Below are 23,777 nucleotides of genomic sequence, written 5' to 3'. Positions count from 1 at the left end.
GAATTTTACCGCAATTGTGAACGATTGATCGATCTGGCAGCTCAGGAGCGACGTGGTATGCCCATCCAGACTCTCCGTCAGAGGCTCCTGTTGGCCGTCGTCTCCGCGAGCGTCGTCTGCTTCAGTTTCGGCACAGCGATTGCGATGTTGCGGGCGACCCATTCGGTGCGTGTCGAGTTGTCGTCTGCGTTACGCGGCGCGCGTGACTCGGTTGCGGCCCTTCCGCCCGCGTCGGTGGATGAGAGGGACGGGCAGTCCGTATGCGCGATATTCAGGGACAATCGTCATGTGACGGCGCGCGTAGTGTCGCGGGAAGGGCGCGTGTTGTGCGAGACTGGCCCTCTTGCGTCATCATCGCCTCCATCGTGGTTTTTACGAACTGTCGCTCCGAAGATATCCGATGCTCTTCTCGCCGTCGGACGTGATGGGCGCACAGTCAATCTGTCCGCCGATCCCACCAATGAGGCTGCGGAGCGATGGTCGGATTTTCTACAGGAAATCGTGGTCGTTGGCGCGCTTTCGGCCCTTATGGCCGGGCTTTGCGGCGCTATTGTTTCCCGCGGACTGAAACCACTCGGCGCGTTGACATTTGGCTTGTCGCGTTTGGGAAAAGGCGAAACAGGGATTGTGCTTTCCGAGCGTGGACCAAGAGAGGTCTCCATAGCGGCGGCGGCGTTCAATCGCATGGCCCTGGCCTTGCGTGATGCCAACGAGCGAAACGCCCGATTGCAGGAGCAGCTTGCCTGCATCGCGGAGGAAGAACGCGCGGCGTTCGCTCGCGATCTTCATGACGAGGTTGGAGCTCTCCTGTTCGGCATAAACACGTTCGCGGCGGCGATCGAGCACTCGCTTGCCGGAGAGCGGATCGATACCGCGTCGGCCCAGATAAAAACCCTGAAGGAGACGACCCGGTCCGCGCAACAGGTTGTGCGAGAAATGCTTGATCGTCTCCATGGGAATCCGACGTGCGATGTTCCGCTGCGTATCGCGTTGGAAGATATGAAACTCTTCTGGAAGGCGGTCGCGCCGTCTGTCGCAATCGATACAAATATCCAGTGCGACATAGAAAGTCTTAACGAAGAGACGCGGGTCGTCCTTGCGCACGTTGCTCAGGAGGCTTTGAGCAACGCAATACGTCATGGCGCTCCGAAGAGGGTCTCGCTGTCGGTCGTGCAAGAGAGTTCCATGGTGCGGCTTGTGATTCACGACGACGGGAGTGCTCAGGCGGCGTCGACAGGCTTTGGTCTGCTCGGAATGAAGCGTCGCGCGGAAATTATCGGTGGAAGTCTGGAAATCCGGCAGGAGAGCGGATGGACTGTGATATTGTCAGTGCCGGACGATAGAGTGACTTCCCTGACTGGAGCGTACCCATGAAAATACTGCTGGTCGACGATCATGCGGTGGTGCGCGCAGGGCTTGCGCAATTACTGTCGGCGTCTCTGGGCGCGCAGGTCTTTGAAGCTTCAGATGAAAACTCTGCCCTGGACTGGCTTCGGCGTTGTCGCCCGGAACTGGTCATTGTCGATTTGGGCCTTCCGGGAGCGGGCGGCTTATGGCTACTGACCCGATTGCGCGATATGGGACTGCGCTGCCTGGTGCTGAGCATGCATGCCGAGGCGATTTACGCACGCCGCGCACTGGATGCGGGGGCTTGCGGGTATATATCGAAAAATATCGATGCGAGTGAGTTGCTGCACGCGGTGAAGCAGGCTTCCGAGGGGCGTATCTACGTCGAGAAGCCGATCGCGGAGCAACTGTCCCTGCATTCAGATGTTCTCGGTCGTGATTTCGGGAAACTCACAGCTCGTGATCTGGATCTGATACGCCTGCTTTCTGAGGGAAAGACACTGAGCGAAATCGCCGCGTGCGTCGACATCAGTTACAAGACGGTCGCAAATGCGATGAGCCTGATCAAGACTAAACTCGGTGTGTCGAGTACCGCCGATCTGTTGCGGTTTGCGATGTTGGCGAGACCCGAGCACTGAAAGAAAAAAGGTGATCGGGCTTCCTGACCCGATCACCCGAAGCGTCAAAAGAAGATGGCTGCGCCAGCGGAAATGGTGCTGTCGTCTTCCTTGAACGGACCACGCGCGGCGGAGCGCGTATGCGCATATTCCGCAACCAGCGTCAGCCAGTCAGTCAATGCGTAGTAACCTGCGCCGATCTCAGACTCATTGCGCCTTACAAGAGAGGGCGAATAATCACCGGGAGCCCGGTAGAGATTGCTCACGCCGTAGCTGCCGACGAGTTTGAATTTTTTCGTGAAGTTGTAGCCAAACTGAACGTAATAGCCTTCAGACGCGCGTTTGCGTCCGTTCGTCGCCACGCCGTCGAAGAACAGACCTGTCGTCCCGAGGCCGCTGCCACGGTAGTAGTATGCGACGAGCTGGGCGCCGCGCCATGTCAGCTTCGTTCCGATATCGCCAGCTTCCGCAACGACGCTACGCGGGCGTCCGCCCGTGTCGATGTCGCTGCCGGTCAGGCTTTGCTGGCGCTGCACGAGGAAGCTGGACCAGATTCGGCCCGTCAGCTTGTTGACGGTGAAATCGTAAGTGACTTTCCCCTGCACCATAGGCGAACTGTGGTGAATCGATGTCGCGGAAAGTCCAGATCCTGCGTAGTTGTATTCATCAAGAGGCTGAAAAACGCCAATGGTTCCCTGAAGGCCCTTGTAAATGGGGGAAGCGTAGGAAATCTGCGGGATCCAGTCCGCGTAGACATAACCGACGCCGATACGGCCGAGCGATGTGTTGCCGGGAGCAGCGGTGCCGCCCGTAGAGCCGACGCTCAGCAACGTCGCGTCGCTTAGAATCGCATCAGATCCGAACAGCGCCAGGTCGCGACCTATTTTCACGGTTCCGAAAGTCTTTGTTCCTGCCGTCATGAATACCTGACGGAAATCGATTCCAGGAGTTCCGAGCCCGACTGCGCTTCCGCCGGAATTAGCGTTGAAGGCGCCGCTCGCGGCGTTGTTCAGGCCAGGATACATGCCCAGCGTGCCGGCAAGGTCTATGCCCGATTGCGTCGTCGCGACTTTCAGGATCAGACCTGCAGGAAGCAGGCCGTTACGGACGCCCGACTGGTCGAATTTGCTGGACCCGGTGGATACGCCACCGGCTACGCCGTGCCCGCCGCCAGGAGAATTATAGCTATAGAAGCCATTGATAAATCCCGATAATGTGATGTCGACGGGACCGGCGGAGAACGTCAAACCCTTGCCTGGAACGTACGGAGCGACGCGTACGACGCTGGCGCTTTTCATGCTCATGCGCGTTTCGGCGAGCGCTTCCTGCGCTGAACGAGCGCTTCGAGCGGCGTCGTCGGCGGCTCGTTGCGCTTCGAACACGACCGGATCTTCGACCGTCGCTGTGGTCGTCCCGTGCCTCGCAGTCGCTGTCCGACGCCCTTTTACGGGCGTCGCGCTCCTGACTTCCGATGCTTGTCCTCTGTGCAAATGTTTAGCAAGCAGCGTGTTGTATTCAGAACCTGTCAGGCTGCCTTTTGCACGGAGAATGTCGAGCAGGTCGCTGTAATCGTCTGCGCGGGCGACGCGGGGCGATGTTGCGACCGCGCATCCGGCAGCGACTGTGAGCAGCAGCCCCAGTCGGATGCTGTGTCTTGTCTGCATCTTACGGACTCTTTCTTTTTGCATGTTGCTTTTGAGTCGTAACGATCAGTCGCCTTTGTAGACAAGAGGCGTCTTGGAGGATTTTGCGGCGTCGAAGGTCAGTGCGGTCGACCCGGCGGGCATTCCGTTCTGCTGAAGCAGGAACGCCATGATGTTGACGTACTGATCATGGGTCAGGCTGCCCGGCTGGGTGGCGGGCATGTTCTGGGATACGATCGTGAAGATATCGCTGACGTGGAAGTTGGCCTTGGGCGAGGCAAAGTTTTTGCCCTTGAGCGCGGGGCCAGCCATGCCTTCGAGATTATCGCCGTGGCATTGGGCGCAGTTGTCTGCGTATTCCTTCTTGCCTGCGTCCGCCTGGGCTGACGTGTAGAGCGCGGTGTCTCCTCCAGTCGGAGCTGCGGCGGCGGCCGGAGCCGGCGCGTCGGCAGAGGCGAGAATAATCCCCGATTTTTGCGGCGCCGTTGCGAAGGGCTGCACCAGGGAGGCCAGTTTCCCGTCATTCTGGAGATCTGCGACGCTTTTCATGAACGCTGCAGCCGCGCGCTCGTTCTGCGGCGCATACAGTGCGACGACGTTCCAGCGGGAGTACGGTTCGCTCAGCGCGTGCATGCAGTAATCCCGCGCGTGATTCTTGTCCGCAAGAGCGGACACCGCACTTGCGCGCCAGATCATGGCCGCCTGCACCTTGTGCTGGAAAAGCGATGCAAGCGTGTGTTCATCGTCCGGGCGAATGTCGGCCTGAATATTCGGGTGTTTTGCGAAATACAGGTTGGGCGGTGTCAGATAGGTGACGGCGACCGTGGTGCCCGCCGGAAGCTTGTCTAACGTGCTGGCGTCGTGCTGGCGCGGCGTCAGAAGGACGAAGCCGGTTTCTCCGTAAGGCGTCGTCGCCTTTGTGCCTTCCGGCGTCTCTCCGCTTGACGCCTCGACCGGGAAGCCGAGAACGAGTTCGCAACGAGACGAGGCAAGTTTCTTAAACTCTTTGACGTCGAAACCGTCATCGTCGCCCCCGGCGTTGCCGTCGAAGGGCACGACAGTCGCGGACGTGTGTTGCTCCTGGGCCACCGCGTCAATGACGCGATGGTCCATGGCCTGAGCCGGGCTGGACTTGTCGATACATACCGAAATGGCGGCGTTCGCAGCGTGCGGAGGGGCCGCGGCCATACCGAGAGCGGCGACGCAGGTCAGGCGGGTTGCGGCGAGGGCGGCGATTTTGAATGCATTCATGAAATCAACTCCTTAGAGGCCGAACACGTAGAGATGACCGCCGAGCGGGATCGAGCGGACCGCCTTGTCCTTCGCCATATCGCCGCCCCAGATCGGCACGCCGCCGCCCCAGCCCGCGTAAACGGCTACGTACTGCTTGTCGCCCACCTTCCATGTCGCAGGCACGCCGATCACGCCGGATGACATTTTCGGACTCTTCCATTTTACGTCGCCGGTTTTGGCGTCGAAAGCGTAGAGATAGCCGTCCGCGCTACCGGAGAACACCAGCCCACCCGCCGTTGCGAGCATGCCGCCGTTCCAGGGCAGGGTGGATTCGAACGACCAGGCCCGCTTGCCAGTGTTCAGGTCGATCGCCTGCACCGAACCCCAGTGATCGGGATTCTCGGGATCGTGCATGACGTTGAAGCTTTCGCCGAGGAACGGCAGCCCAGCCTTATAAGAGACCGGGTTGCCCTTCATCTTCATGCAGGTGTGCAGGGTTGGAACGAAAGCCAGATGGTTCTGCGGGTCGACCGCGATCGGCCACCAGTTCTTGCCGCCAAGGAAGCTTGGGCAGGTGAACACTTCCTTGCCGATATCCGGTCGCATCGCGGGATCGGTGATCGCCACGCCGTCCTTGAATCCGGAAACAGAAGTCGCATGCGCGAATTTTTCTGCGTAGATGAATTTTCCGTTTTGACGGTCGATGGCGTAGAACCAGCCGTTACGGCTTGCGCTGACAAGGGCCTTGTAGGGCTTTCCTTCATAGGTCAGGTCGACGAGAACGGGTTCGTTGGTGCCGTCGTAATCCCATGTGTCATGCGGCGTGTACTGATAATGCCATTTGATATGGCCATTATCCGGGTTCAGCGCGATGACGCTGTCGGTATAGAGGTTGTCGCCCGGCCGCAAGGTGGCGAGCCACGGACCCGGGTTGCCGACGCCCCAGATCAGGGAGTCTGTCTGGGCGTCGTAGCTGCCGGTCAGCCAGGTCGCGCCGCCGCCAGTCGTATAGGCGCCCTTCGGCCAGGTGTCGCCGCCGGGCTGGCCGGGTTCCGGAACAGTGAAGGTCTTCCAGTCCTGCTTGCCGGTCTTGGCGTCGAGCGCCGCGATAAATCCGCGCCCGCCATATTCGCCGCCGGAGATGCCGACCATGATCTTGCCCTTCACCACCAGCGGGGCGAGGGTCATGGCGTAGCCGAGATCGGCGGGTTCAAGCTGAACGTCCCAGACGATTTTCCCCGTCTTGGCGTCGAGCGCGAGCACATGGTTGTCGAGCGTGGCCATGTAGACGTTATCGCCGTACAGCGCCACGCCGCGGTTCACCACGTCGCAGCAGATCGTCTTCAACCCGACTTCGGAGAGGTCGCGCTCATATTTCCACAGGAGCTTGCCGGTGCTTGCCTGAAAAGCCAGCAGGTGGTTTTTGGGCGTGCTGACGAACATATAGTCGCCGTTGATGATCGGCGGGGCTTCGTGTCCGGTTTTGATCCCGGTTTCGTAGTCCCAGACGGGCTTCAGTTGCGCGACATTGCCGGTATTGATGTCGGTGAAGGGTGCATAGCCCGAGCTGGTGTAGTCGCGGCGGTACATCAGCCAGCCATTGTCCTTCGACGCATTGGCGAGGCGGCTGGTGGTGACGGGCGAATAGGGTCCCGCGTCTCCGTCCGCCTTGGCGTGCGAAGGGATGGACAGCGCTGTGGCGCACGCCAGCGCGGCCCCGAGGGCCAGCGACGGAATGGACTTTCGTGATCTTGTCGCGGCGGCGTTACGAAGAGCGACCTTCATTCCAAAATCTCCCGAGAGGAAGTTTCGTAAGTGAAACCATGAGTTAGAACGAGAGATCGATCGCGGCGTTCCGTCGTGTGTCCGGGGCTCGCTGTACCGGAGCGATGGCCATGGGCGGAGCGGCGAGAGCGATCAGGCGTTCCTGGAATCTGTTGACTAGGCGTGACGGATTTTCGTTGTTTTGCTTGTCACGTCCGATTGTCTGTGCCGTGACGTTACGAATATGTCACCACGCCGGAATTCGAACGCGCGCCGATATGTCGCAAATCTGCGACGGTTTGCCGTGTGACGCGATGGAGTTGTCGGGCATAATCATTCTGCGGCGCGGCAAACGCTTCTTTTAAGCTTCTACGTGGGTCAGGGCTGAGCCGTTTCGGTCGTTTCGGATTGGTTCCATAACCTTGTTTTTACCCCTTTTTTGCCCGATGATGCGGCGAGTGTTCGCTCCCGATGTCGCGATTCTGCGACAGGTAGGCTGCGTCAGCGTGATCTGACGCGGTGACAGGGCGGAAAGGTGACGTAAAGCTTCAGTGGCGGCGCAGAATGAAGAACGCAAAGAGCGCCAGCCGCCGGAAGACCTGTCAGGAGACCTGTATGTTTGGTTTGCGCGTCGAGGGTCGCGGTCGCGGACGTCCTCTCGTCGGACTTGTATTTTCTCTGGGCCTCGCCATGGCGGTCACTGCAGGTGTGTCTGCGCGCGCGGAGGCTCAGGACGTGGAGGCCGGACGCGCGATAGCGACGCAGGGCGTGCTGGCGGGCCACGCCGCCTGCGCGGCATGTCATCTGGAGAGCGGGGCCGGGCAGGCCGAGGCTGCCATCCCACGCATTGGCGGCGTGGCGGCGTCTTACATCAAGCAGCAGTTGACGTTCTTCGCATCAGGCCAGAGGCCCAGTGCGTGGATGACGCAATACGCGAAACAGCTGTCGCCAAAGCAAATCGATGACGTGGCGGCCTATTACGCTGCGCAGGCTCCGGCGGTGGAGGCGCCCCGGATCGCGACGTCCGCCGAGCAGATCGCGCACGGAAATGATCTTTACAAGAAAGGCAATATGTCGGCGCACGTCATGCCGTGCGCCGGTTGCCACGGTCCGGCAGGGCAGGGGCTTGGCGCCATGTTTCCGGCGATCGCCGGGCAGTCGCCATCCTATGTCGTTCAGCAGCTTTCAGGCTGGAAGGCCGGAAAGGACCGCGATCCGATGGGCAAGATGATGATGTCGGAAGTTCACGGCTTGACGGACGAGGAGATACAGGCGCTCGCCGCCTACATTTACACGCTGCCGCAATCGCCGGGCGTCGCGAAATGACAGTCGATATCACGCCGAAAGGCGGTCCCGAAGAACAGGTTGAGGCCATGCAGGAACACTCTTCCGCTGAGACGCAGATCATCCCGCAGGACTGGAGCCCGGAAGCGGTGCGTCCTGTCGGCGCATGGGTGGTCGCTGGCGTCGTGTTGAGCAGCATTCTGGTTATCTGGGTGCTGGTTTCGTTGATCTTCCTGCACCGGGCGTAGGGTGGGGCAAAAATCATGAGTGGAGATTCCGGGATGACCCCGTTCGATGAAGCCTTCCACGCTTCGGCCGAACGTCACGAGCGGGCGTTCATCGTCTGTGTGATCGTGATGATGGCGCTGCTGACCGTCGCGACGATGTTTTACGTCGTGCATGATTTCGGACTCGTCACCACGACGCAGTCATTTCATTCCGATCCGACGGCGGCGGAACGTGAAGTCGCCGCTGCTGATACAGGCAGGGTCGTCAAGACGGGCCCGAACAGCTACGCGGTGCACATCACCGGCAAGGCGTGGCGCTGGACGCCGGGCGTTATTCACGTTCCGGAAGGCGCGGAGGTCACGTTCTACGTCACCAGTTCCGACGTGCTGCATGGTTTTGAAATTCAGGGCACGCCGGTCAATCTGACTGCTGTTCCGGGCGTCGTCGGCACAGTGAAATATACGTTCCATCGGACGGGCGTGTTCCGCATCATCTGTAACGAATACTGCGGCATGATGCATCACGCCATGATCGGGCAGGTCATCGTTGACGCGAGGGCGGCGGAATGAGCGGACGCGCTTTTACTCCGGGTCCCGTGGTCTATCCTGTGGAAACCGACGAGGGCTGGCGCCCCGAGCGGCGTATGATGCTGCTTTTCCTGATCGCGGGGTTTTGCGCGCTGCTGATCGGCGCGTCGATCGGCCCGCTGCAGGCCTTGAACTATGACGGCGTGAACGCCTATCCAGCCCTTCGCTCGATCTTTCATACCTATTATCAGGGTTTGACGGTTCATGGGGTTCTGAACGGCTACGTCTTCACGTTTTTTGTGACATGTGGCCTTCTGGTTTACCTGCCCGCCCGGGAATTGGGACAGCGCCCAAGTATGGCGCTGTGGGGCGCGTGTTTCGGCCTGATGGCGGTTGGGGCGCTCAGCCTGATCTACGCGATGTTCGACAATTCATCGAGCGTCCTGTGGACGTTCTATCCCCCCTTGAAAGGCAGCCCGTTCTTCTATCTCGGAATGACGATCCTGACTCTGGGCAGCGTGCAGCCGCTGCCGGTCCTGCTGAAGATGCGGGCCGCGTGGAAGCGCGCGCATCCGGGCTGCGTCACGCCGCTGGTGACGTATATGAGCCTCGTCACCATGCTGATGTGGGCGCTGGCGGGCGTCGGGGCGTTGTCTGAACTTATCCTGCAACTTGACCCGTGGTCGCTCGGTTTGATCGGGACGATCGACCCGATGATCAACCGCACGCTGTTCTGGCTGACCGGCCATCCGATCGTCTATTTCTGGCTGATGCCTGCTTATATCTCCTGGTATGGCCTGCTGTCGCGGCAAGCGGGCGGTAAGCTGGCGTCCGACCCGATGGCGCGGATGACGTTTGCGCTGCTGCTGATCTTTTCGCTGCCGGTCGGTTCGCACCATCAATTCTCAGATCCCGGATTCTCCCAGATCTGGCGGGCGATTCTTGTTGTGCTGACCATGTCGGTGGCCATACCCAGCATCATCACGGCGTTCACTCTCGGGCTGAGTCTTGAATACGCCGGGCGCATGCGCGGCGGTTCGGGGCTGGTTGGCTGGTTCCGCGCTCTGCCCTGGAGCGATCCGAGTGTGGCGGCGCAGGTCCTCGGCGCGCTGACCTTCATCCTTGGCGGCGCCACCGGTATCGTCAACGGAAGCTGGGAGCTGGACGCGATCGTTCACAACACGACGTTTGTGCCGGGACATTTCCATGTGACGGTCGGCAGCGTGACCGCAATGACGTTCATGGGGCTGGCGTTCTGGATGATTCCGCATCTGACAGGACGAAAGCTGATCAGCCGACGCATCGCCCTTTTCTCAGTGTGGACGTGGTTTGTCGGCATGTCGATTTTCGCGATCGGCATGCAGTGGGCCGGCCTGTATGGCCTGCCGCGCCGCGCCTGGGTTTCGGCGCTACCGCACGACACCTATCACGCTCTCTATGGCGTCGCGGCGACGCCGACGACGCTGATCGCAGTGGGTGGCGTGATCCTGTGGGTCGCTACCTACAGCTTTTTCCTTGTGTTTTTCGGGACGCTGCTGTTCGGGCGTCGCGCCGATCGTCCGGCCGTTCCGTTTGCGCAGGCCCTGAGCGGACCGGTGAGCCACGAAACCGGCGTCGCCATTCCTGTGGCGACGGGGCATGGCGCGTCGGTTCTCGCCAACCGCCTTGAGCATGTGTGGGCGCTCGTCGGCCTTACCGCCGTCGCGACGGTCGCGGCTTACGTTCCGATCCTCTGGCCGTTCCTGCATAATGTCACCCATTCCCCCGGATGGGTTCTCTGGTGAGCGGCTCGGCGGACGCGCCCCGCTTCCGCCGATCGGTATTTCGGGGGTTTTGCGTCGGTGCGCTCGCCCTCGCCGGACTGGCGGCTTACGCCGGGCTCGGCGGCGGGTTCGGGCGTTTTTCAGGGTCGCCGCTCGCAGGAGATGCGGCTCCTGCCCTGTCGCTGGTGGACGATAAGGGACGCAGCTTCAGTCTTGCTTCCCTTCATGGCCGTGCGGCGCTGGTCTATTTCGGATATGTCCGTTGCCCTGATGTGTGCCCGATGGTTCTGGACTCATTGAAACCGGTGTTCTCTCAACTCGGCGCAGATGCGGACAAGGTTCGGGTCGTTTTCGTGACGCTTGATCCCAAGCACGACACGCCGCGCGAACTGCATGAGTTCCTCTCCAACTTTGATCCGACGCCCATCGGCGTGACGGGCGAGCCCGGCGCTGTTGCGCAGACGGCGAAGGCCTGGGGGATCGCCTGGTCGGCTTCTGGTGGCGCCGGACGGATCGACCATACATCCGTCCTCACCCTTGTCGGTCCGGCTGGTCGGGCTGTTGCGCGCTACGGGATGACGCAACTCAACGACCCGGCAGGCATGGCGTCGGACATCAGGGCGGCCTTGAGGGCGGGATGAGGGAATGGACGACCGGGGTCGCTCTTGTCTGGACGGCGGCCGCGATCATGGCGGCCTGCGCCGTGCTGTGGGCGGGACGCTCGCGCAGGCGCGGTCTGGCGCGTAGCGTCGCAGGCGCCCTCGGGTGCGGGCTCTGGATTGCGGCTGAATGGGGGCTGCACGATCCTCTGGCGTCGATGACGCAATATACGGCGGGCCTGATGGTCATGGGACAGGTGGTTCCGCCGTTTCTGCTTCTGGCGATGCCAGCGGGTGGCTTCATGCCGAGCAAGGGCGGGTGGCTGCGCGATCCGATGGTGGCGCTGGTGCTGTTCGCCGGGCTGGGCGTCGCGACCGGACTGCCGTCAGTGCTCGACAGATCTCTTGCCAACGCCCTGTTCAGCGCGCCCCTGGCGTTGCTGGGCCTGTTCGCGGGACTGTTGTTCTGGGCGCAGATTTTACCCGGCGTCCGGGTGTTGAAGAGCGATTTTCTGGTCGGGGTTCTGGTGCTGGTCGGATCTCTGCCGATGACCGTCATCGCGGTGATCTGGATGGTCTCCTCCCATGTGCTTTATGCGCCTTATCTCGACGTTTTGTGCCGTTGGGATCTGACGCCGTTGCAAGACCAGAGATGGGCGGGCTTCGTCATGCTGCTGGCGGGCATGCCGTTGCAGATCGTTGGGCTTTGTTCCTTGTTGCTGGGTGGCGGGCAACGGAACGGACAGGCGTCATGGTTGGCGGGTGGCAAGCCCGAGCGGGGCGCCTGAAGCCACTTGGCGGTTTCGTGCGGCTCGTCTGAATAATTCACTATTAAGTATAGTTTAATTTATGTCTTTTCGGATACACACGATAGGCAATGCGTATCTGCGGCGTATCGCATCGTGAAAAATCCTCTCAATCAGGTCTATGAAGAGTGCCTGACCCTGATTTGGTCGAATAGTGTGAGGATTTATTGTGGGTTCGAAACGTTCTGTGAGCTTTTCATTGCGTTCTGTACTTCGGGTGACGTTGCTCGGTACTACATCTGTAGTCTGTCTTGTCTCTCATCAGTCTTCCGGTAGCGCAACGACTACTCGCAAGGCGAGCGTCAAGCCCCACGCCTATACACGCCCGGCTGTGGCTCATGCGGCGCGTACGTCCGCCGCCCCAGTGCTGGGGCGTTCCGTCGCGCTGCCGTCGACGCCTCCGGTTCCTGCCGCGCGCGAGGCGGAGGGGACTGAAACCGTGATCGTCACCGGCACGCGGGAGACGGGCAAGAAGGCGCGAGACAGCATTTCCCCGATCGACGTCGTGTCCGCGAAGCAGTTGTCGGAAACAGGCATGCCGACATTGCGCGATGCGCTGACGCAGTTGCTGCCGTCGCTTACCATGCCGACAGGCGGCTTCGACACCGGCGCGCTGACGTCAGCGTTCAGCCTGCGGGGCCTGAGTCCCAACGAGACGCTGGTTCTTGTTGACGGAAAACGCCGCCACACCACAGCGAATATCTATGCCAACGCCGGTCCGCAGCAGGGAAGCACGCCGGTCGACGTCGACATGATTCCACTGGCGGCGATCGACCATGTTGAAATCCTGCGTGACGGCGCATCGGCGCAGTACGGGTCGGACGCGGTCGCGGGCGTGGTCAATATCATCCTCAAAAAGCAGGATCACGGTTTCCACGCGCAATCCATCACCGGCATCACTGCAGCCAAGGATGGCTTCGAACAGGGACTCTACCTCGACGGCGGCGCCAAGCTGACGGACCGGGGTTATATTCATATCAGCGGCGACTTCGATCACCAGGACCACACGTATCGCAGCGCGCCGGATCTTCGTACAGGCACGAAGATCAACAAGATTCTCGGTCAGCCGGAGCAGACGCGCGAGAGCGTGGCGGTCAATGCGGGCTACCACATCCTTGACGATCTCGAGGCGTATGTCGTCGCGACCTACGCCCATCGCCATGCGGAATCGTTCCAGAATTACCGGACGGCGTCATCTCTTGCGAAATACCCGGCGTATGCGGCGATCTATCCGGATGGATATTCGCCGATAGAAACTCTCGATGAGAACGATTGGGAAATTACTGCCGGACTGCGCGGCGAGATCGACAAGTGGCATTGGGATCTGTCGTCGGTTTATGGCCGTGACTACGATGATGTCGGCCTGAATAATTCAGTCAACCTGTCGCTGTCGACGGCTACGGGCCGCACGCCCCGGAATTTCGACGTTCAGGGCTTCACCAATGAGATGTGGAGCAACACGTTCGATATTTCGAAGTCATTGCGCACACGCTTCTGGCCGCACGCGATCAACGTCGCGGGTGGAGCGACCTATCGCTATGAAAGCTATGCGATCGGAACGGGGTCTCCGGATTCGACCTATGGCAGTGGTTCCGATGCGCTGGCAGGAACGGTCGCGGGCAATGCGGGGCATTACAACCGCGACGTGGTTGGCGGCTACCTCGACGTCGCCACGCATCTGACGCGCAATATCCAGCTCGATCTCGCCGGTCGCTACGAACACTACACCGATGTCGGCGACACCGAGACGGGAAAGGCGGCCCTGCGATACGACCCGACGCCGTGGCTGGGTTTCCGCGCCACGATCTCGAACGGCTTCCATGCGCCGACTCTGGCGCAGGAATATTACAGCGCGGTTTCTTTATCTCCGACGGCGGCGAACGGCATCATCGGCGCAAGCTCGCCGGGAGCGCTGGCCAACGGGGCGTCGCGCCTGAAGCCCGAGCGCTCTACGAACGCGTCAGGCGGCGTGGTCATCACGCCTGCGAAGAACCTGCACCTGACTGTCGACGTTTATCAGATCAACCTGCGCGACCAGATTTTGCCGGGCGGCAACGTCTACGGTACGCAGGCGCTGCAGGCTCTGGAGATGAACGGCTTCACTCTGCCGGACGCCGCGTCGACATGGGGCAATGCGCTGTCCACGCACTGGTTCGCCAACGTGGCCAGCACCCGTACGCAGGGGCTGGATCTCACCGCCACCTATATGAGCAGGCTAGGCGACGTTGGACGCATCGACTGGGATGTGACGATCAATCTCAACCGTACGCGCCTGACGCATGAGGGCGTGTCCGCGTCCGGCCAACCGTTGCTGACGGCGCAGAGCGTCGCCTACATCACGACAGCCTACCCGCGAAGCAAGATGATCTGGGGCGGCCGTTTCACGAGCGCGGACGGAAAGTGGTCCGTCGGCGTGCATGAAATACGTTGGGGACAGACGACGTCCGAACTCAGCGTCTATTCCGGCGCGACGAATAGCAGCGTCGCGAACGCCTATAATTTCCTGCAATTCCACAACACGCCGAAATTCGTCACGAATCTCGAAATTACTTACCGCGTCACGCCGAAACTTGCCTTCACTCTGGGGGCGAACAATCTGTTCGACGCGCGACCTTCTCGGGTGCCGGACGGCAACCGCTACCTCGGCGTTCCGCAGTACTACATGAGCACGTCGCAACTTGGCATGAATGGCGGGTTCTATTACCTCAAGGCCAATCTCAGCCTGTAACGTTACGGCTGCTCCGGATCGCGCGCCCGCCGCGGAACCGGAGCAGCGGGACGCTTTTCGTTAATCCGCAGATCAGAACTTTGTAGTCACTGTCAGCCGAGCGGAGATAGGTTCGATCGCATGCCCGGTGGCTCCGGTCGACTCCGATGAGGTTGGCGTGAGCCGATAGTCGTAGGCGTATTGCGCCGCGTATCCGTGGTTATTGAACATGTTGAAGATGCTGAGTTCAGCGTTGAAATACCGCGTAAAGCGATACCCGACGTTCATGTTTACTTCCTGATATCCTTTGGAACGCAGCGAGTCGTCCTCAATCAGGGTGTATCCGCCGAGCCAGCGGACCTGCAGCCCACCATACCAGGGGCCATGGGTGTCGACGATGGCTCCGAACGACCAGACGAAATCGGGAGCGTTCGTCACATACAAGCCGGGGATGCCGTATTCAGCCGGATCGTGCGTGCGATAGCGCGCTTTCGCGAAAGACAGGTCGGTGTTGAACTCAAGCCAGTTCCAGGGATTATACTGGGCGGAAAGTTCCACGCCCTGACGCCGACTTGCCGGGCCAGGCGAGTTGACGCCAGCGTCTCCGTCATATGTCAGTTCTGAATCAAAATCGATGATAAACGCCGCCGCCTGCACGTTGAGATGCGGCGCCAGCGTGGTCCTGACGCCGATTTCTCCGCTGGTCGCTGCGGTCATGATAGGGACATGGACAGATCCGGTCGCAAATTTTCCTACAGAGTAAGATCCGACGACGGAGCGAAAGTCGTTGGAGTGATAACCGCGTCCGGCGCTGAGGTAGAGTTCGGTCTTTCTCCACGGGCCGAAAATCAGGCTGCCTTTCGGTTGAAAGAGAAACTGGCGCCGCCGGGTGTGGCTCCCGTCGACAAGATTGTCGTCCGACCCGGCCTGATAATCCTCGCGCAGACCGACGACACTGCGAAACCAAGGCAGCCAGTGCGTGGTGTTCTGAACGAAGACTGCAGCCGAACCGATGTTGATATTGTCTGCGTTGCAACGATAGTCGTCGGAATCGTCCAGACTGCCGGGACAGTCCTTCAGCGTGACGCGATCATGCGTGTGTCGGCGATCGACATAGAGAATGTCGTATCGTCCCTGTACGCCAAACTGCGTTTCCGTGCGGAAGCCGCCGATGACGTCATGCCTTGAATAAGTGCTGGTCCCGCCAAGGGTCGTGCGCGTTTCGTCCTGCGAATGCTGGTCGCCGTTGACCGGATCGTCGAGATAATGGGTGAAGTCGTTCCATAACGTTAACCTGTCGTGCGAGACGAAGGCGCTCGTGACCCACCGCCAGTTCGACGCGGACAAGCGGTAGTGCCCGGACAGGCTGTAGCGTTCGGAGAAACCGCCATCGGTCGGGTCCAGCGAACCATATTTGCCGATCATTCCGTCCTGCATGGCCTCCAGTGGCTGATCATTGGTAGCCCGCCATTGCCCACGATAAAACATTGCGGTCGCATCGAAGCCGTTTGAGGCGTCTCCGTGCGTGTAGCGCGAGGTCGCCTTGATGCTGCGCGCATTGTCCGGGTAGCGCCAGGGACCGTCGGAATGCGAGACGGCGAACGCGCCGAGCCAGCGGTCGCCGTTGTGCATGTGCGCCGTGCCGCCGATATAGGCCCGATAATCGCCAAGCGTTCCGGCGCTGAGGGATATCTGGCGGGGGATATCCCCTGCCAGACGCATGTGGTCCGACCCCGCCACGCCGAAATCGCCGATCGCGGCGTGAAAAGGTCCTTTGGTGTAGTCGACGCTTTCCAACAGTTCCGGCATCAGGAAGTTAAGATCGGTATATCCCTGCCCGTGCGCGTTGGTCGCGCCGTTAATGGGGATGTCGTCGACGAAACTCGCCAGATCGGTTCCATGGTCGAGGTTGAACCCGCGCAGCAAAAACTGGTTCGCCTTGCCCTCGCCGGAGTGGCTGGTGACGACGAGGCCAGGAATGGCCTCCAGAATCTGTCCCACGCGATAGATCGGGCGCAGGTGCAATTCCTTGGAGGTCAACGATCCTTCGCTTGCGGTCCCGGCTCGTCCGAGAAGGTCGCGTCGAGACGCCGTGACCTGAATGCTCTCCGCATGACTCCCTGTTGCCGACTGTGCCGGGGATTGCGCGTCGCCGGAGATTTTCGCGGAAACGGCCTCGTCATCATGCCGGGTTTTTGCGTGCGCCGCCTTTCTGTCGCTGTCCTGCGACGCTGGTGACGCGGCTGAGGCGGAAAATGAGGGCGCGGCGAACGACGTGACGATCGCCGCAGCGGCGACGGGCAGACGTCGTGGCGAGGATGAGTGGCGTATGCGGCCGAGTGAAATTCGCGGCGGGGTGTTGGGGGGCATGGAAGTCCTGACGACGCGGAAACATGGTTTCCGCGAATCTTCTCCCGCCCGGACGTCGTCCTCGGCGGACGTGCGGCGCCGTTAAGTCGGCGCTTTGCGGAGCCGGGCGGGAAAAGTCGATGAAGTGCATGCGGCAGCGCCGTTCGGCGCGCGACGACCGTTCACCCTGTCAGCGTCCGGCGGCCGGGATGATTGTCCAGCCTCGCCGGGGAGCGGAGGAACAAACGACGTGCCTAGTCTGCGGGCGGCTTGCTGCGGCTCAACGTGATCGGAAGAGCGCGGCTATGGCTCCGTCCGGTAGCGGAGAAGCCTGGGGCGCGTCAGGCGCGGAGATGTCGACGTCATCGTCTGTCTTTCGATACGCTGGCCAACCCCGACCGGCTTTCGGTTGATCGCGACGATGGCAGGTCTCCTGACTCGCGGGTCATAGACGTCCGTTCGACCTTCCCGGCCCGGCAGGACCAGTGGCTCGTCCCCGAAAGGGCGACATGAACGGCGTCTCTCCGCCAACAGTTGCGGGGGCAGTCGCCGACTTGCCTGCGGATCGTAGTCTGCAAAGGCGCACGGCGTTCCCTTTTCATCCGCTCGCGCGGAACCATCGACAGCGTGTCTATAGGCAGGGTCAGGCCTCGCCAGCAATACGAAAGCGCTGCCAGTTCGATGCGCGTAATTGTTGACAGGGAAGGGGGGGCGATTAAATGTGCGGACATGCATCAGGGGAAGTCGGTGAAAATCCGACGCGGTCGCGCCACTGTAACCGCCGCCACATCATCGGCGGCGGAAGCCGGACCCTCTGTCACTTTTTTATCGTCCCAACACGGAACGCGCCTTTCCGAGCGGAGCAGGTCATGAGCCACAGTCTTTCCTCGTCCATTCCCGGTTTCGCTCCGGCGCCCGCCGCTATCCCGGTCCGCGCCGTCTTGCCGTGGGCTGCGTTCGGCGTGGTTCTCGCTCTCGCGCTGCTCTATTTCGTGGGCGCGGAGCAGGGCGCGACGTCGCTGATTTCCGGTCATGCAGTGCATGAGTTCGTTCATGACGGACGTCACCTTCTGGGCTTCCCCTGCCACTGACGGCGGGTCGTGTCTCATGGCTGGTCGTCTTCTCGCCCGCGGCATGGTTGCGGGCGTTATCGCCGCTTGCCTTGCTTTCCTGTTCGCCCGGATTTTCGGCGAGCCTCAGGTCAATCTGGCCATAGCGTTCGAAGCCGCGCAGGACGCGGCTGCCGGCATGGCGCCGGAGCCGGAACTCGTCAGCCGCGCGGTGCAGGCGTCGTTCGGGCTGCTTGTCGCTTCGCTGATGTATGGCGCTGCTTATGGCGGGATTTACGCCGTCGTCTTCGCGTTCGCCTATGGGCGGATGGGACGGATATCGCCGCGCGCACTCGCCCTGCTGCTTGCCGGGGCGGGTTTTCTCACGTTCGTGCTGATCCCCGGGCTGAAATATCCGCCTAACCCCCCGGGCATTGGACATCCTGACACGATACAACTGCGAACCGCGACCTATTTCGAGGTGATCGCTCTGTCCGTGTGCGTGATGGCGATCGCCATCCTTGTAGGGCGGCGTCTGGCTCTGCGGCTTGGCGCATGGAACGCGACGTTGTGCGGCGTCGGGCTGTTCGTAGTTCTGACGGCGCTCGTGCAGGCGACTGCGCCAGACATCAACGAAGTGCCGGCTAATTTTCCCGCCGTTGTGCTGTGGCGGTTTAGGGAGGCCGCCATCGGCATGCAGATCGTCCTGTGGGGGGCGCTCGGGTTGATCTTCGGGCCTCTCGCCGCCGCCGTGCTTGCTCCGAAAGAGGGCGGTCGGCGTCTGGCGGGTTGATCCCCGGGAGCGCCAGGCCTCAATCCAGAAGCGTGCCCATGCTTGCGACCCGCCAATGTGTGTGGCGGGTCATGACGCTAAGGCTCGACGGAGGAATATCGAGGCGCGCCGCCATCTCCACGCCGCCGCCGAGAGCGTGGATCAACAAAGTTCTCACAACCGATGGTTGCGCCACAACGACAACATCCACGCCCGTATGAGGCGCTTCGTCCAGCCACGCTGCGGCGCGCATGAAAGCGCCGCGGGCGGTTTCTCCTTCTGGCGGGGCGAAATCCGGGTCGGCTATCCACCGTGACAGATCGTCGGAGGGGAGGTCCCGTAAATTTCGCCCGTGCCACTGGCCATGATCCCGGTCGGACAACGCCGATTCACTGAAAATCTGGCGGGTTGGGGGGAATGAGTCGATCAAATTCATGTCGCGACCGGCGAATATTACGCTGTCGCCGGGGACGCGGCGTAACCACGCACGCGTGCCCGAGGCGAGGGTAGGGGGTACGCCCCGTGCCGGAATGCAGCCCATTTTTACGTCGTCGGCAATACTGGACGTAAGCATAAATATTTTCATTTCGTCACGCCTTCGCCGTACAATTTTCAAATTGATTTATAATTCTGCGTTTCCTTTGGCGTAGCGGTCCGTGGGCGACATTCGTGATCAGACCGATGTGGTTACGAGCAGTGGGAGGAAGGCTGAGGCGTATGCTGTTTCGCACGAATTTTCGACGGCCAATAGGGTTGCAGCGGCAAAGCGCCCCGCTCCGTTTTGCGCGTCAAAGCAGCCTCTGGCCGTGAAATTGCCATGCTTTCCTTGGCCGGGCATAATATTGAAGATGATTGAATCCAATAACGGCAACAGGTGACGGGAGTATTTATGGAACATCAGGTTAATTCGCTGTGGACGCAACTCAACGGCTGGCTGCCCACGGTTCTGGGATATGCCGGGCAGGTTGTGCTCGCGGTTATCGTGTTTCTTGTCGGCTGGACCATCATAAATATGGTGACCCGCGCGATGGGGCGGATGATGGCGGCAAGTCATATAGAGCCGACCCTGCGCGGGTTCCTGCTCAGCGTCGTCAGTCTGTTCCTGAAGGCGCTGCTGTTGATCAGCGTCGCCTCGATGGTGGGCATCGCCACGACCTCATTTGTCGCTGTGCTCGGCGCAGCCGGTCTGGCCGTCGGCATGGCGTTGCAGGGAAGTCTTGCGAATTTCGCAGGTGGCGTCCTGATACTTCTCTTCCGGCCCTTCAAGGTGGGAGACACCATTAATTCGGGCGGCAGCTCTGGCGTGGTGGTCTCGATCGAAATGTTTCGTACCGTGCTGCGTAGCGCCAGCAACGAGATCATCTATGTGCCGAACGGCGCTTTATCGAACAATGTGGTGGTGAATACTTCACAAGAAGACAAGGTGCTCGCGACGGTCTCCCTGCTGATCGACTATGCCGATGACACCGATAAGGCGCGGGCCACGCTGCTCGCTCTGCTGCAGGGGGATGCGCTTGTTCTGGATTCACCGGCGCCTGCGGTATCTTTCCTGCCGCAACCAGCCAATATCTCTGTGGGTCTTGGCTTTTGGTGCGCACCGGCGAACGTCACTCCGCTTGTTGGAAAATATTCGGAAGCTGCGATCAAGGCGCTGAAGCAGGAAGGTTTTCGTCTGGGCGTCAACACCCGCGCTGCGCAATAAGTTTTTTGACAGCCCGTCCGCGCGTTGCGGGCGGGAAGGGCGGGACACGGACATGCTCAGAAAAGCGCCCTGCGTGAGTGAGGCTCCTCGGTGCGTGCCTCGCGATGGCGGAGTGGAGGCGTCATGCGGGCGAGCAGGATAGACGGGAAAAACAGTCTCTTAGAGTGTGCCGCCAGTTAGCTTGTAGCGAAACTGACCTTGTACATTGACGCGCTTTAGGATGTTCTTGCCCGGTTTTTCTGGGGATACATAGATGGGTCAGTGTGGTCTAAGCGATGGTCAGTGGGAGCGGATGAAAGATATTCTCTTGGGCCGCGAAGGTCACGCTGGCGGGACCGCTGAGGATAATCGCCTGTATGTGGAAGCGGCCCTGTATCATTACCGTAGTGGCATTCCGTGACGTGACCACCCTGTCCGCTTTGGCGATTGGGGGAGTGTTCACAGACGATTACGGCGCTGGAGCGAAAGCGGCGTCATTGAGCGGGTTTCCCGGCGTCTGGCCACCGATCACAACGATGCGCATATGATGATCGGCAGTACGATTGTCCGAGTTCACTGACACAGCGCGGGCGCCTGTAAGAAAGAGGCGCAGATCAGGTCATCGAATAACCCCGTGGCGGACTGACCACCAAAATCCATACCATTTTCGATGCCGCGGGTAAGGCTGAGGCTCTTTCTCCGGCGGCCGGGCAACGGGCAGGCGCCACTGAAGCAGAGCATTGCTGGATGAAGTCCATCCCAAGGCCATCATCGTCGACAAGGCTTATGACCCTGCTTATCGAGCGCGCCTTCGCCAGACCGCAGCAGTTCAAAGGCGTAGCGATACATCACGACAAGCTGAAGTTAACTTTCCTCGCGGTAGTTCAACTCGCCTCCGCTATCGTCGAAATTAACCGACGACACATCCTACGCCAAGGTAATAGCCAGTGGCCGGCGCGTGTTTTTATTGCTCGCATTTTGATCTCGGTGTCGAGCATATTCAATATGCGCCTGATAGATCGTTCGTCGTTCGTGGCTAAGCTCTGACATATCACGAACAATCTGGCTCGGAGCGCGTCGCCTGACTTGGAATTTAAACCGACATTTATGGGAATTTCCTCTTAATCATCGCGTTTATTCGTCTTGGACGAAATCGCCGCATTGGAACATAAATTTCCGACTCTGAATACTTTCCCCATGAGCAGCACCGACTCACCGTTATTGGAGCATCACCATGGAGTTCACCGTAGCCGATTTAGTCGTACAAACTTTCGCTGATGCTGGAGTTAGCCGTAGCTATCGGAGTAGCCATCTTTCAGGTCACTGATTTAGTTCAGCTTGATGACGCATTGAACGCGGCCGTCGCTCTTCCAAGACCAGCGCTGTGGCGGTGCTCACGGCGACGAAAGAGCTGGTTTTGTCTCCCAAGATTCAGTTCGGGCAGCACAAAGGTTTTAGCCTCTACATGCTGAAGGCCATCCTGAATGGCCGCGGGGATGAGGTAATTCAACTGGCCCGTACGAACCTGCTGCGCTCGTGATGGCCGCCATCACGGCGCATTTTTTGTCGAAAGAGATCGATATGGTTGAGAAGACAGAGGTCAGGATCAGCGACGAGTTCGAGCTGAGTGACGAGAAGTTGATGGGCAACGCTAATCGTTGGCGTCGCTTCGGAGTGCCCGTGCCTGCGGGAGGTTCCAAGAAAGAGGACGGCTCGCCCGACTATGGGTTATTCGGTCCGGGCAGCATCGTCTGGAAGGTGGCTTTGCACCCGTCGAACATCGTCTTCCAGTCGGTTGCGCAATGGGGGCTGCAGCTCATGTACAAACCGGTGACTGCCGGTGTGCGTGATCAAGATCCGCTCGCACGAAAAGTTCGCCAGGGCAAGCTCACCGCTTTCGATTACTTTGAGCGGCTCCAGCGAAACTCCGGCATACACGCTCCCATGTGGTTTGGCGACACCGCGACGGCCGAGGGCATATGGAAGCATCTCTACAGAATCCACAGCCACGTTGAGGGTGGCGTCATCGATGTGGGTGAGCCCGGACTTGGCGGTTTTTCCGCGACCGGCTCCCGAGAGGTTATGTGGGCAGCGCTCACCGAGATGGTCGGAATGCTTTGGGTGTACGAGCACTTCGCTTGGCACGGGGATACCCCCCCCTCTCGCCTAAGTGACGAAGAGCGGGACCAATACATCAGCGAATCTGCGGCTTACTTGCGCTTGGTGGGTTCGCCTGAGGATGAGATTCCGCACACCATGGCTGAGGCGGATGCCTTGTTTGATAAATATCAGGATTTGTTCAAAAAATCCGAAACGGCAGACATTATGCCGGACACTGGACAGCATTTCGCTCAACTTATGCACGAACAGATAAAGAACAACTGGCACCCGACTCAGCAAAAGGTTATCGATCTGTTGAACGAGTTCTTCAATGAGCCCATGCCTGCTGTCATCGCTTCCTACCCTGAGAAAATCCAGCTTTGGGGTGCAGGGTGGGGTGAGGCGCAGCGTGCCGAAGGCGTCAAGAAGCTTGCAGGCTCCCAAAAACGCATTCGTCAGATGCAGGAATCTCCGGAAACCTTCCAACGAGCGCTCGATGTGTTCTGGGGGCCGGACGGAACTGAACTGATAAATGTTGCCCGCGAACTTGACGAAAAGGTTCGAGTGGCGCTGTAGCGTCAGGCAACCCCGCATGCCGCTCGGTGACGGCATGCGGGGTAGGTGCAGTGTAGCTAAATATTACAAAATAGTGTGTAGAAACGTCGATTAATCCAACTTATCGACTTGGCTTCCAGTAATTTAAAAACTCAAGAATATTGAAATGTTGTTCCATTTGAACAACATCACTCGGATGCCGAGACTAAACAGCTAGGACGCGTCGTCGGTTAATCCCGATGATGGCGGAGACGAGTTGCATTGCTGCGAGGAAAAGTTGGCTTAAGCTTGCCGTAGCGTATCGCTGTGCTTCCGAGCTGTTGCGGTCTGGCGAAGACGCCTTCGATAAGGGGGGCGTCATAAACCTTGTCGGCGGTGATGGGCTTGAGATCGACTTCATCGAGCAATGCTCTGCTTCAACGATGTTCTCCCCTTTTTTAGGCGTCAGAGAAAGAGCCACAACCTTTTCCGTAGTATCGACAATGGCATGGATTTTGGTAACCAGATGTCGGAAAGCCCGCTCAATCACACTGCTTTCGCGCCAGCGGCGCCGTCGTCCGTGAACATTCTTTCCATTGGCCAAAGCGGATAGGAAGGTCAGGTCAGAAGATGCCTGCGTGGTGACGATACAGAACCGCTTCCACAAACAGACGATTATCCGCAACAGTCCCGCCGACGTGACCTTCGCAACCCGTTAACTGACGATACGCTCTAAAGATTGTGCGTGGGGCTGGTGAGTCTGATCCACGTCCT

At 59.9% G+C, this 23,777-nt stretch carries 19 protein-coding genes, 2 pseudogenes and 2 riboswitches; of the genes and pseudogenes, 15 read left to right on the top strand and 6 right to left on the bottom strand.

Annotated elements, in window-relative coordinates; all coding sequences use genetic code 11:
- The first annotated feature begins 57 nt into the window (after positions 1-57).
- The gene (locus J2D73_RS09395) at positions 58-1,374 is read left to right on the top strand and encodes a HAMP domain-containing sensor histidine kinase (protein WP_207881330.1); all 1,317 of its coding nucleotides are present in this window, start codon (positions 58-60) and stop codon (positions 1,372-1,374) included.
- Positions 1,371-1,985 carry a response regulator transcription factor gene (locus J2D73_RS09390; RefSeq protein ID WP_243429822.1) on the top strand — a complete coding sequence of 205 codons (615 nt, stop codon included), beginning with the start codon at positions 1,371-1,373 and terminating at the stop codon, positions 1,983-1,985. The genes J2D73_RS09395 and J2D73_RS09390 overlap by 4 nt, the downstream gene beginning before the upstream one ends.
- 44 nt (positions 1,986-2,029) lie before the next feature.
- Here J2D73_RS09390 and J2D73_RS09385 read toward each other — a convergent pair whose 3' ends face one another.
- From J2D73_RS09385 to J2D73_RS09375, 3 genes are read right to left on the bottom strand one after another with little or no spacing between them, the layout of a single operon-like run.
- Positions 2,030-3,628: a porin family protein gene (locus tag J2D73_RS09385; RefSeq protein ID WP_243429821.1), complete on the bottom strand. Its 1,599-nt coding sequence runs from the start codon at positions 3,626-3,628 to the stop codon at positions 2,030-2,032.
- A gap of 45 nt (positions 3,629-3,673) precedes the next feature.
- Positions 3,674-4,858: a c-type cytochrome gene (locus J2D73_RS09380; RefSeq protein WP_207881329.1), complete on the bottom strand. Its 1,185-nt coding sequence runs from the start codon at positions 4,856-4,858 to the stop codon at positions 3,674-3,676.
- Between the two features lie 12 nt (positions 4,859-4,870).
- Positions 4,871-6,625 carry a methanol/ethanol family PQQ-dependent dehydrogenase gene (locus J2D73_RS09375; RefSeq protein ID WP_207881328.1) on the bottom strand — a complete coding sequence of 585 codons (1,755 nt, stop codon included), beginning with the start codon at positions 6,623-6,625 and terminating at the stop codon, positions 4,871-4,873.
- Between the two features lie 594 nt (positions 6,626-7,219).
- Between J2D73_RS09375 and J2D73_RS09370 the strand changes: the two genes are divergently transcribed.
- The 7 genes from J2D73_RS09370 to J2D73_RS09340 all read left to right on the top strand — a co-directional run bounded on the left by J2D73_RS09370 (position 7,220) and on the right by J2D73_RS09340 (position 14,539).
- Entirely contained in the window at positions 7,220-7,930 is a 711-nt protein-coding gene (locus tag J2D73_RS09370) for a c-type cytochrome (protein WP_207881327.1), read from the top strand.
- Entirely contained in the window at positions 7,927-8,136 is a 210-nt protein-coding gene (locus J2D73_RS09365; protein WP_207881326.1) for a hypothetical protein, read from the top strand. Before J2D73_RS09370 ends, J2D73_RS09365 begins: the two co-directional genes overlap by 4 nt.
- A 15-nt stretch (positions 8,137-8,151) precedes the next feature.
- Positions 8,152-8,685 carry a cytochrome c oxidase subunit II gene (locus J2D73_RS09360; protein ID WP_207881325.1) on the top strand — a complete coding sequence of 178 codons (534 nt, stop codon included), beginning with the start codon at positions 8,152-8,154 and terminating at the stop codon, positions 8,683-8,685.
- Entirely contained in the window at positions 8,682-10,427 is a 1,746-nt protein-coding gene (locus J2D73_RS09355; protein ID WP_207881324.1) for a cbb3-type cytochrome c oxidase subunit I, read from the top strand. Before J2D73_RS09360 ends, J2D73_RS09355 begins: the two co-directional genes overlap by 4 nt.
- On the top strand, positions 10,424-11,047 hold the full coding sequence (locus tag J2D73_RS09350; RefSeq protein WP_207881323.1) for an SCO family protein: 624 nt from the start codon (positions 10,424-10,426) through the stop codon (positions 11,045-11,047). The genes J2D73_RS09355 and J2D73_RS09350 overlap by 4 nt, the downstream gene beginning before the upstream one ends.
- Positions 11,044-11,793: a cytochrome c oxidase assembly protein gene (locus tag J2D73_RS09345; RefSeq protein ID WP_207881322.1), complete on the top strand. Its 750-nt coding sequence runs from the start codon at positions 11,044-11,046 to the stop codon at positions 11,791-11,793. The genes J2D73_RS09350 and J2D73_RS09345 overlap by 4 nt, the downstream gene beginning before the upstream one ends.
- Positions 11,794-12,142: 349 nt before the next feature.
- The gene (locus J2D73_RS09340) at positions 12,143-14,539 is read left to right on the top strand and encodes a TonB-dependent receptor plug domain-containing protein (protein ID WP_408736836.1); all 2,397 of its coding nucleotides are present in this window, start codon (positions 12,143-12,145) and stop codon (positions 14,537-14,539) included.
- Positions 14,540-14,611: 72 nt separating this feature from the next.
- Here J2D73_RS09340 and J2D73_RS09335 read toward each other — a convergent pair whose 3' ends face one another.
- On the bottom strand, positions 14,612-16,888 hold the full coding sequence (locus tag J2D73_RS09335; RefSeq protein WP_207881321.1) for a TonB-dependent receptor: 2,277 nt from the start codon (positions 16,886-16,888) through the stop codon (positions 14,612-14,614).
- A gap of 386 nt (positions 16,889-17,274) precedes the next feature.
- Positions 17,275-17,503: riboswitch (cobalamin riboswitch) on the bottom strand.
- A 45-nt stretch (positions 17,504-17,548) separates the two neighbouring features.
- A riboswitch (cobalamin riboswitch) is annotated at positions 17,549-17,700 on the top strand.
- A 36-nt stretch (positions 17,701-17,736) separates the two neighbouring features.
- Here J2D73_RS09335 and J2D73_RS09330 point away from each other — a divergent pair.
- Positions 17,737-17,958, top strand: a complete 222-nt coding sequence (locus J2D73_RS09330; RefSeq protein WP_026397319.1) for a CbtB domain-containing protein — start codon at positions 17,737-17,739, stop codon at positions 17,956-17,958.
- Positions 17,959-17,974: 16 nt separating this feature from the next.
- Positions 17,975-18,709, top strand: a complete 735-nt coding sequence (locus J2D73_RS09325) for a CbtA family protein (protein ID WP_207881437.1) — start codon at positions 17,975-17,977, stop codon at positions 18,707-18,709.
- A 19-nt stretch (positions 18,710-18,728) separates the two neighbouring features.
- Here the strand turns inward: J2D73_RS09325 and J2D73_RS09320 are convergent, their stop codons facing one another.
- On the bottom strand, positions 18,729-19,274 hold the full coding sequence (locus J2D73_RS09320; RefSeq protein ID WP_207881320.1) for a histidine phosphatase family protein: 546 nt from the start codon (positions 19,272-19,274) through the stop codon (positions 18,729-18,731).
- A gap of 303 nt (positions 19,275-19,577) precedes the next feature.
- On the opposite strand from J2D73_RS09320, the gene J2D73_RS09315 reads away from it, so the two are divergent.
- The 4 genes and pseudogenes from J2D73_RS09315 (at position 19,578) to J2D73_RS09300 (ending at position 23,045) form a co-directional block, all read left to right on the top strand.
- Complete coding sequence (locus tag J2D73_RS09315; protein WP_207881319.1) at positions 19,578-20,390, top strand: mechanosensitive ion channel family protein; 813 nt, start codon at positions 19,578-19,580, stop codon at positions 20,388-20,390.
- Positions 20,391-20,643: 253 nt separating this feature from the next.
- Positions 20,644-21,284 (top strand): annotated as a pseudogene (locus tag J2D73_RS09310) (IS5 family transposase); the annotation flags it as partial.
- 469 nt (positions 21,285-21,753) lie between these two features.
- Positions 21,754-21,909: a hypothetical protein gene (locus J2D73_RS09305; RefSeq protein WP_207881318.1), complete on the top strand. Its 156-nt coding sequence runs from the start codon at positions 21,754-21,756 to the stop codon at positions 21,907-21,909.
- A complete protein-coding gene (locus tag J2D73_RS09300; RefSeq protein ID WP_243429818.1) occupies positions 21,909-23,045 on the top strand; it encodes an oxygenase MpaB family protein in 1,137 nt (378 codons plus the stop codon). The genes J2D73_RS09305 and J2D73_RS09300 overlap by 1 nt, the downstream gene beginning before the upstream one ends.
- Before the next feature lie 520 nt (positions 23,046-23,565).
- Here the strand turns inward: J2D73_RS09300 and J2D73_RS21430 are convergent.
- A pseudogene (locus J2D73_RS21430) lies at positions 23,566-23,743 on the bottom strand (transposase); the annotation flags it as partial.
- Between the last annotated feature and the right edge of the window lie 34 nt (positions 23,744-23,777).

The sequence above is a fragment of the Acetobacter sacchari genome, assembly GCF_017377715.1.
Classification (GTDB): domain Bacteria; phylum Pseudomonadota; class Alphaproteobacteria; order Acetobacterales; family Acetobacteraceae; genus Acetobacter; species Acetobacter sacchari.
The sequence above is the reverse complement of the archived record's forward strand: the minus strand, read 5'-3'. Positions and strand labels throughout refer to the sequence as shown.

Coding starts and splice junctions, on each gene's coding strand:
- J2D73_RS09395 (WP_207881330.1), top strand. CDS start 58: ATGCCCATCCAGACTCTCCGTCAGAGGCTCCTGTTGGCCGTCGTCTCC.
- J2D73_RS09390 (WP_243429822.1), top strand. CDS start 1,371: ATGAAAATACTGCTGGTCGACGATCATGCGGTGGTGCGCGCAGGGCTT.
- J2D73_RS09385 (WP_243429821.1), bottom strand. CDS start 3,628: ATGCAGACAAGACACAGCATCCGACTGGGGCTGCTGCTCACAGTCGCT.
- J2D73_RS09380 (WP_207881329.1), bottom strand. CDS start 4,858: ATGAATGCATTCAAAATCGCCGCCCTCGCCGCAACCCGCCTGACCTGC.
- J2D73_RS09375 (WP_207881328.1), bottom strand. CDS start 6,625: ATGAAGGTCGCTCTTCGTAACGCCGCCGCGACAAGATCACGAAAGTCC.
- J2D73_RS09370 (WP_207881327.1), top strand. CDS start 7,220: ATGTTTGGTTTGCGCGTCGAGGGTCGCGGTCGCGGACGTCCTCTCGTC.
- J2D73_RS09365 (WP_207881326.1), top strand. CDS start 7,927: ATGACAGTCGATATCACGCCGAAAGGCGGTCCCGAAGAACAGGTTGAG.
- J2D73_RS09360 (WP_207881325.1), top strand. CDS start 8,152: ATGAGTGGAGATTCCGGGATGACCCCGTTCGATGAAGCCTTCCACGCT.
- J2D73_RS09355 (WP_207881324.1), top strand. CDS start 8,682: ATGAGCGGACGCGCTTTTACTCCGGGTCCCGTGGTCTATCCTGTGGAA.
- J2D73_RS09345 (WP_207881322.1), top strand. CDS start 11,044: ATGAGGGAATGGACGACCGGGGTCGCTCTTGTCTGGACGGCGGCCGCG.
- J2D73_RS09335 (WP_207881321.1), bottom strand. CDS start 16,888: ATGCCCCCCAACACCCCGCCGCGAATTTCACTCGGCCGCATACGCCAC.
- J2D73_RS09330 (WP_026397319.1), top strand. CDS start 17,737: ATGAGCCACAGTCTTTCCTCGTCCATTCCCGGTTTCGCTCCGGCGCCC.
- J2D73_RS09325 (WP_207881437.1), top strand. CDS start 17,975: ATGGCTGGTCGTCTTCTCGCCCGCGGCATGGTTGCGGGCGTTATCGCC.
- J2D73_RS09320 (WP_207881320.1), bottom strand. CDS start 19,274: ATGAAAATATTTATGCTTACGTCCAGTATTGCCGACGACGTAAAAATG.
- J2D73_RS09315 (WP_207881319.1), top strand. CDS start 19,578: ATGGAACATCAGGTTAATTCGCTGTGGACGCAACTCAACGGCTGGCTG.
- J2D73_RS09300 (WP_243429818.1), top strand. CDS start 21,909: ATGGCCGCCATCACGGCGCATTTTTTGTCGAAAGAGATCGATATGGTT.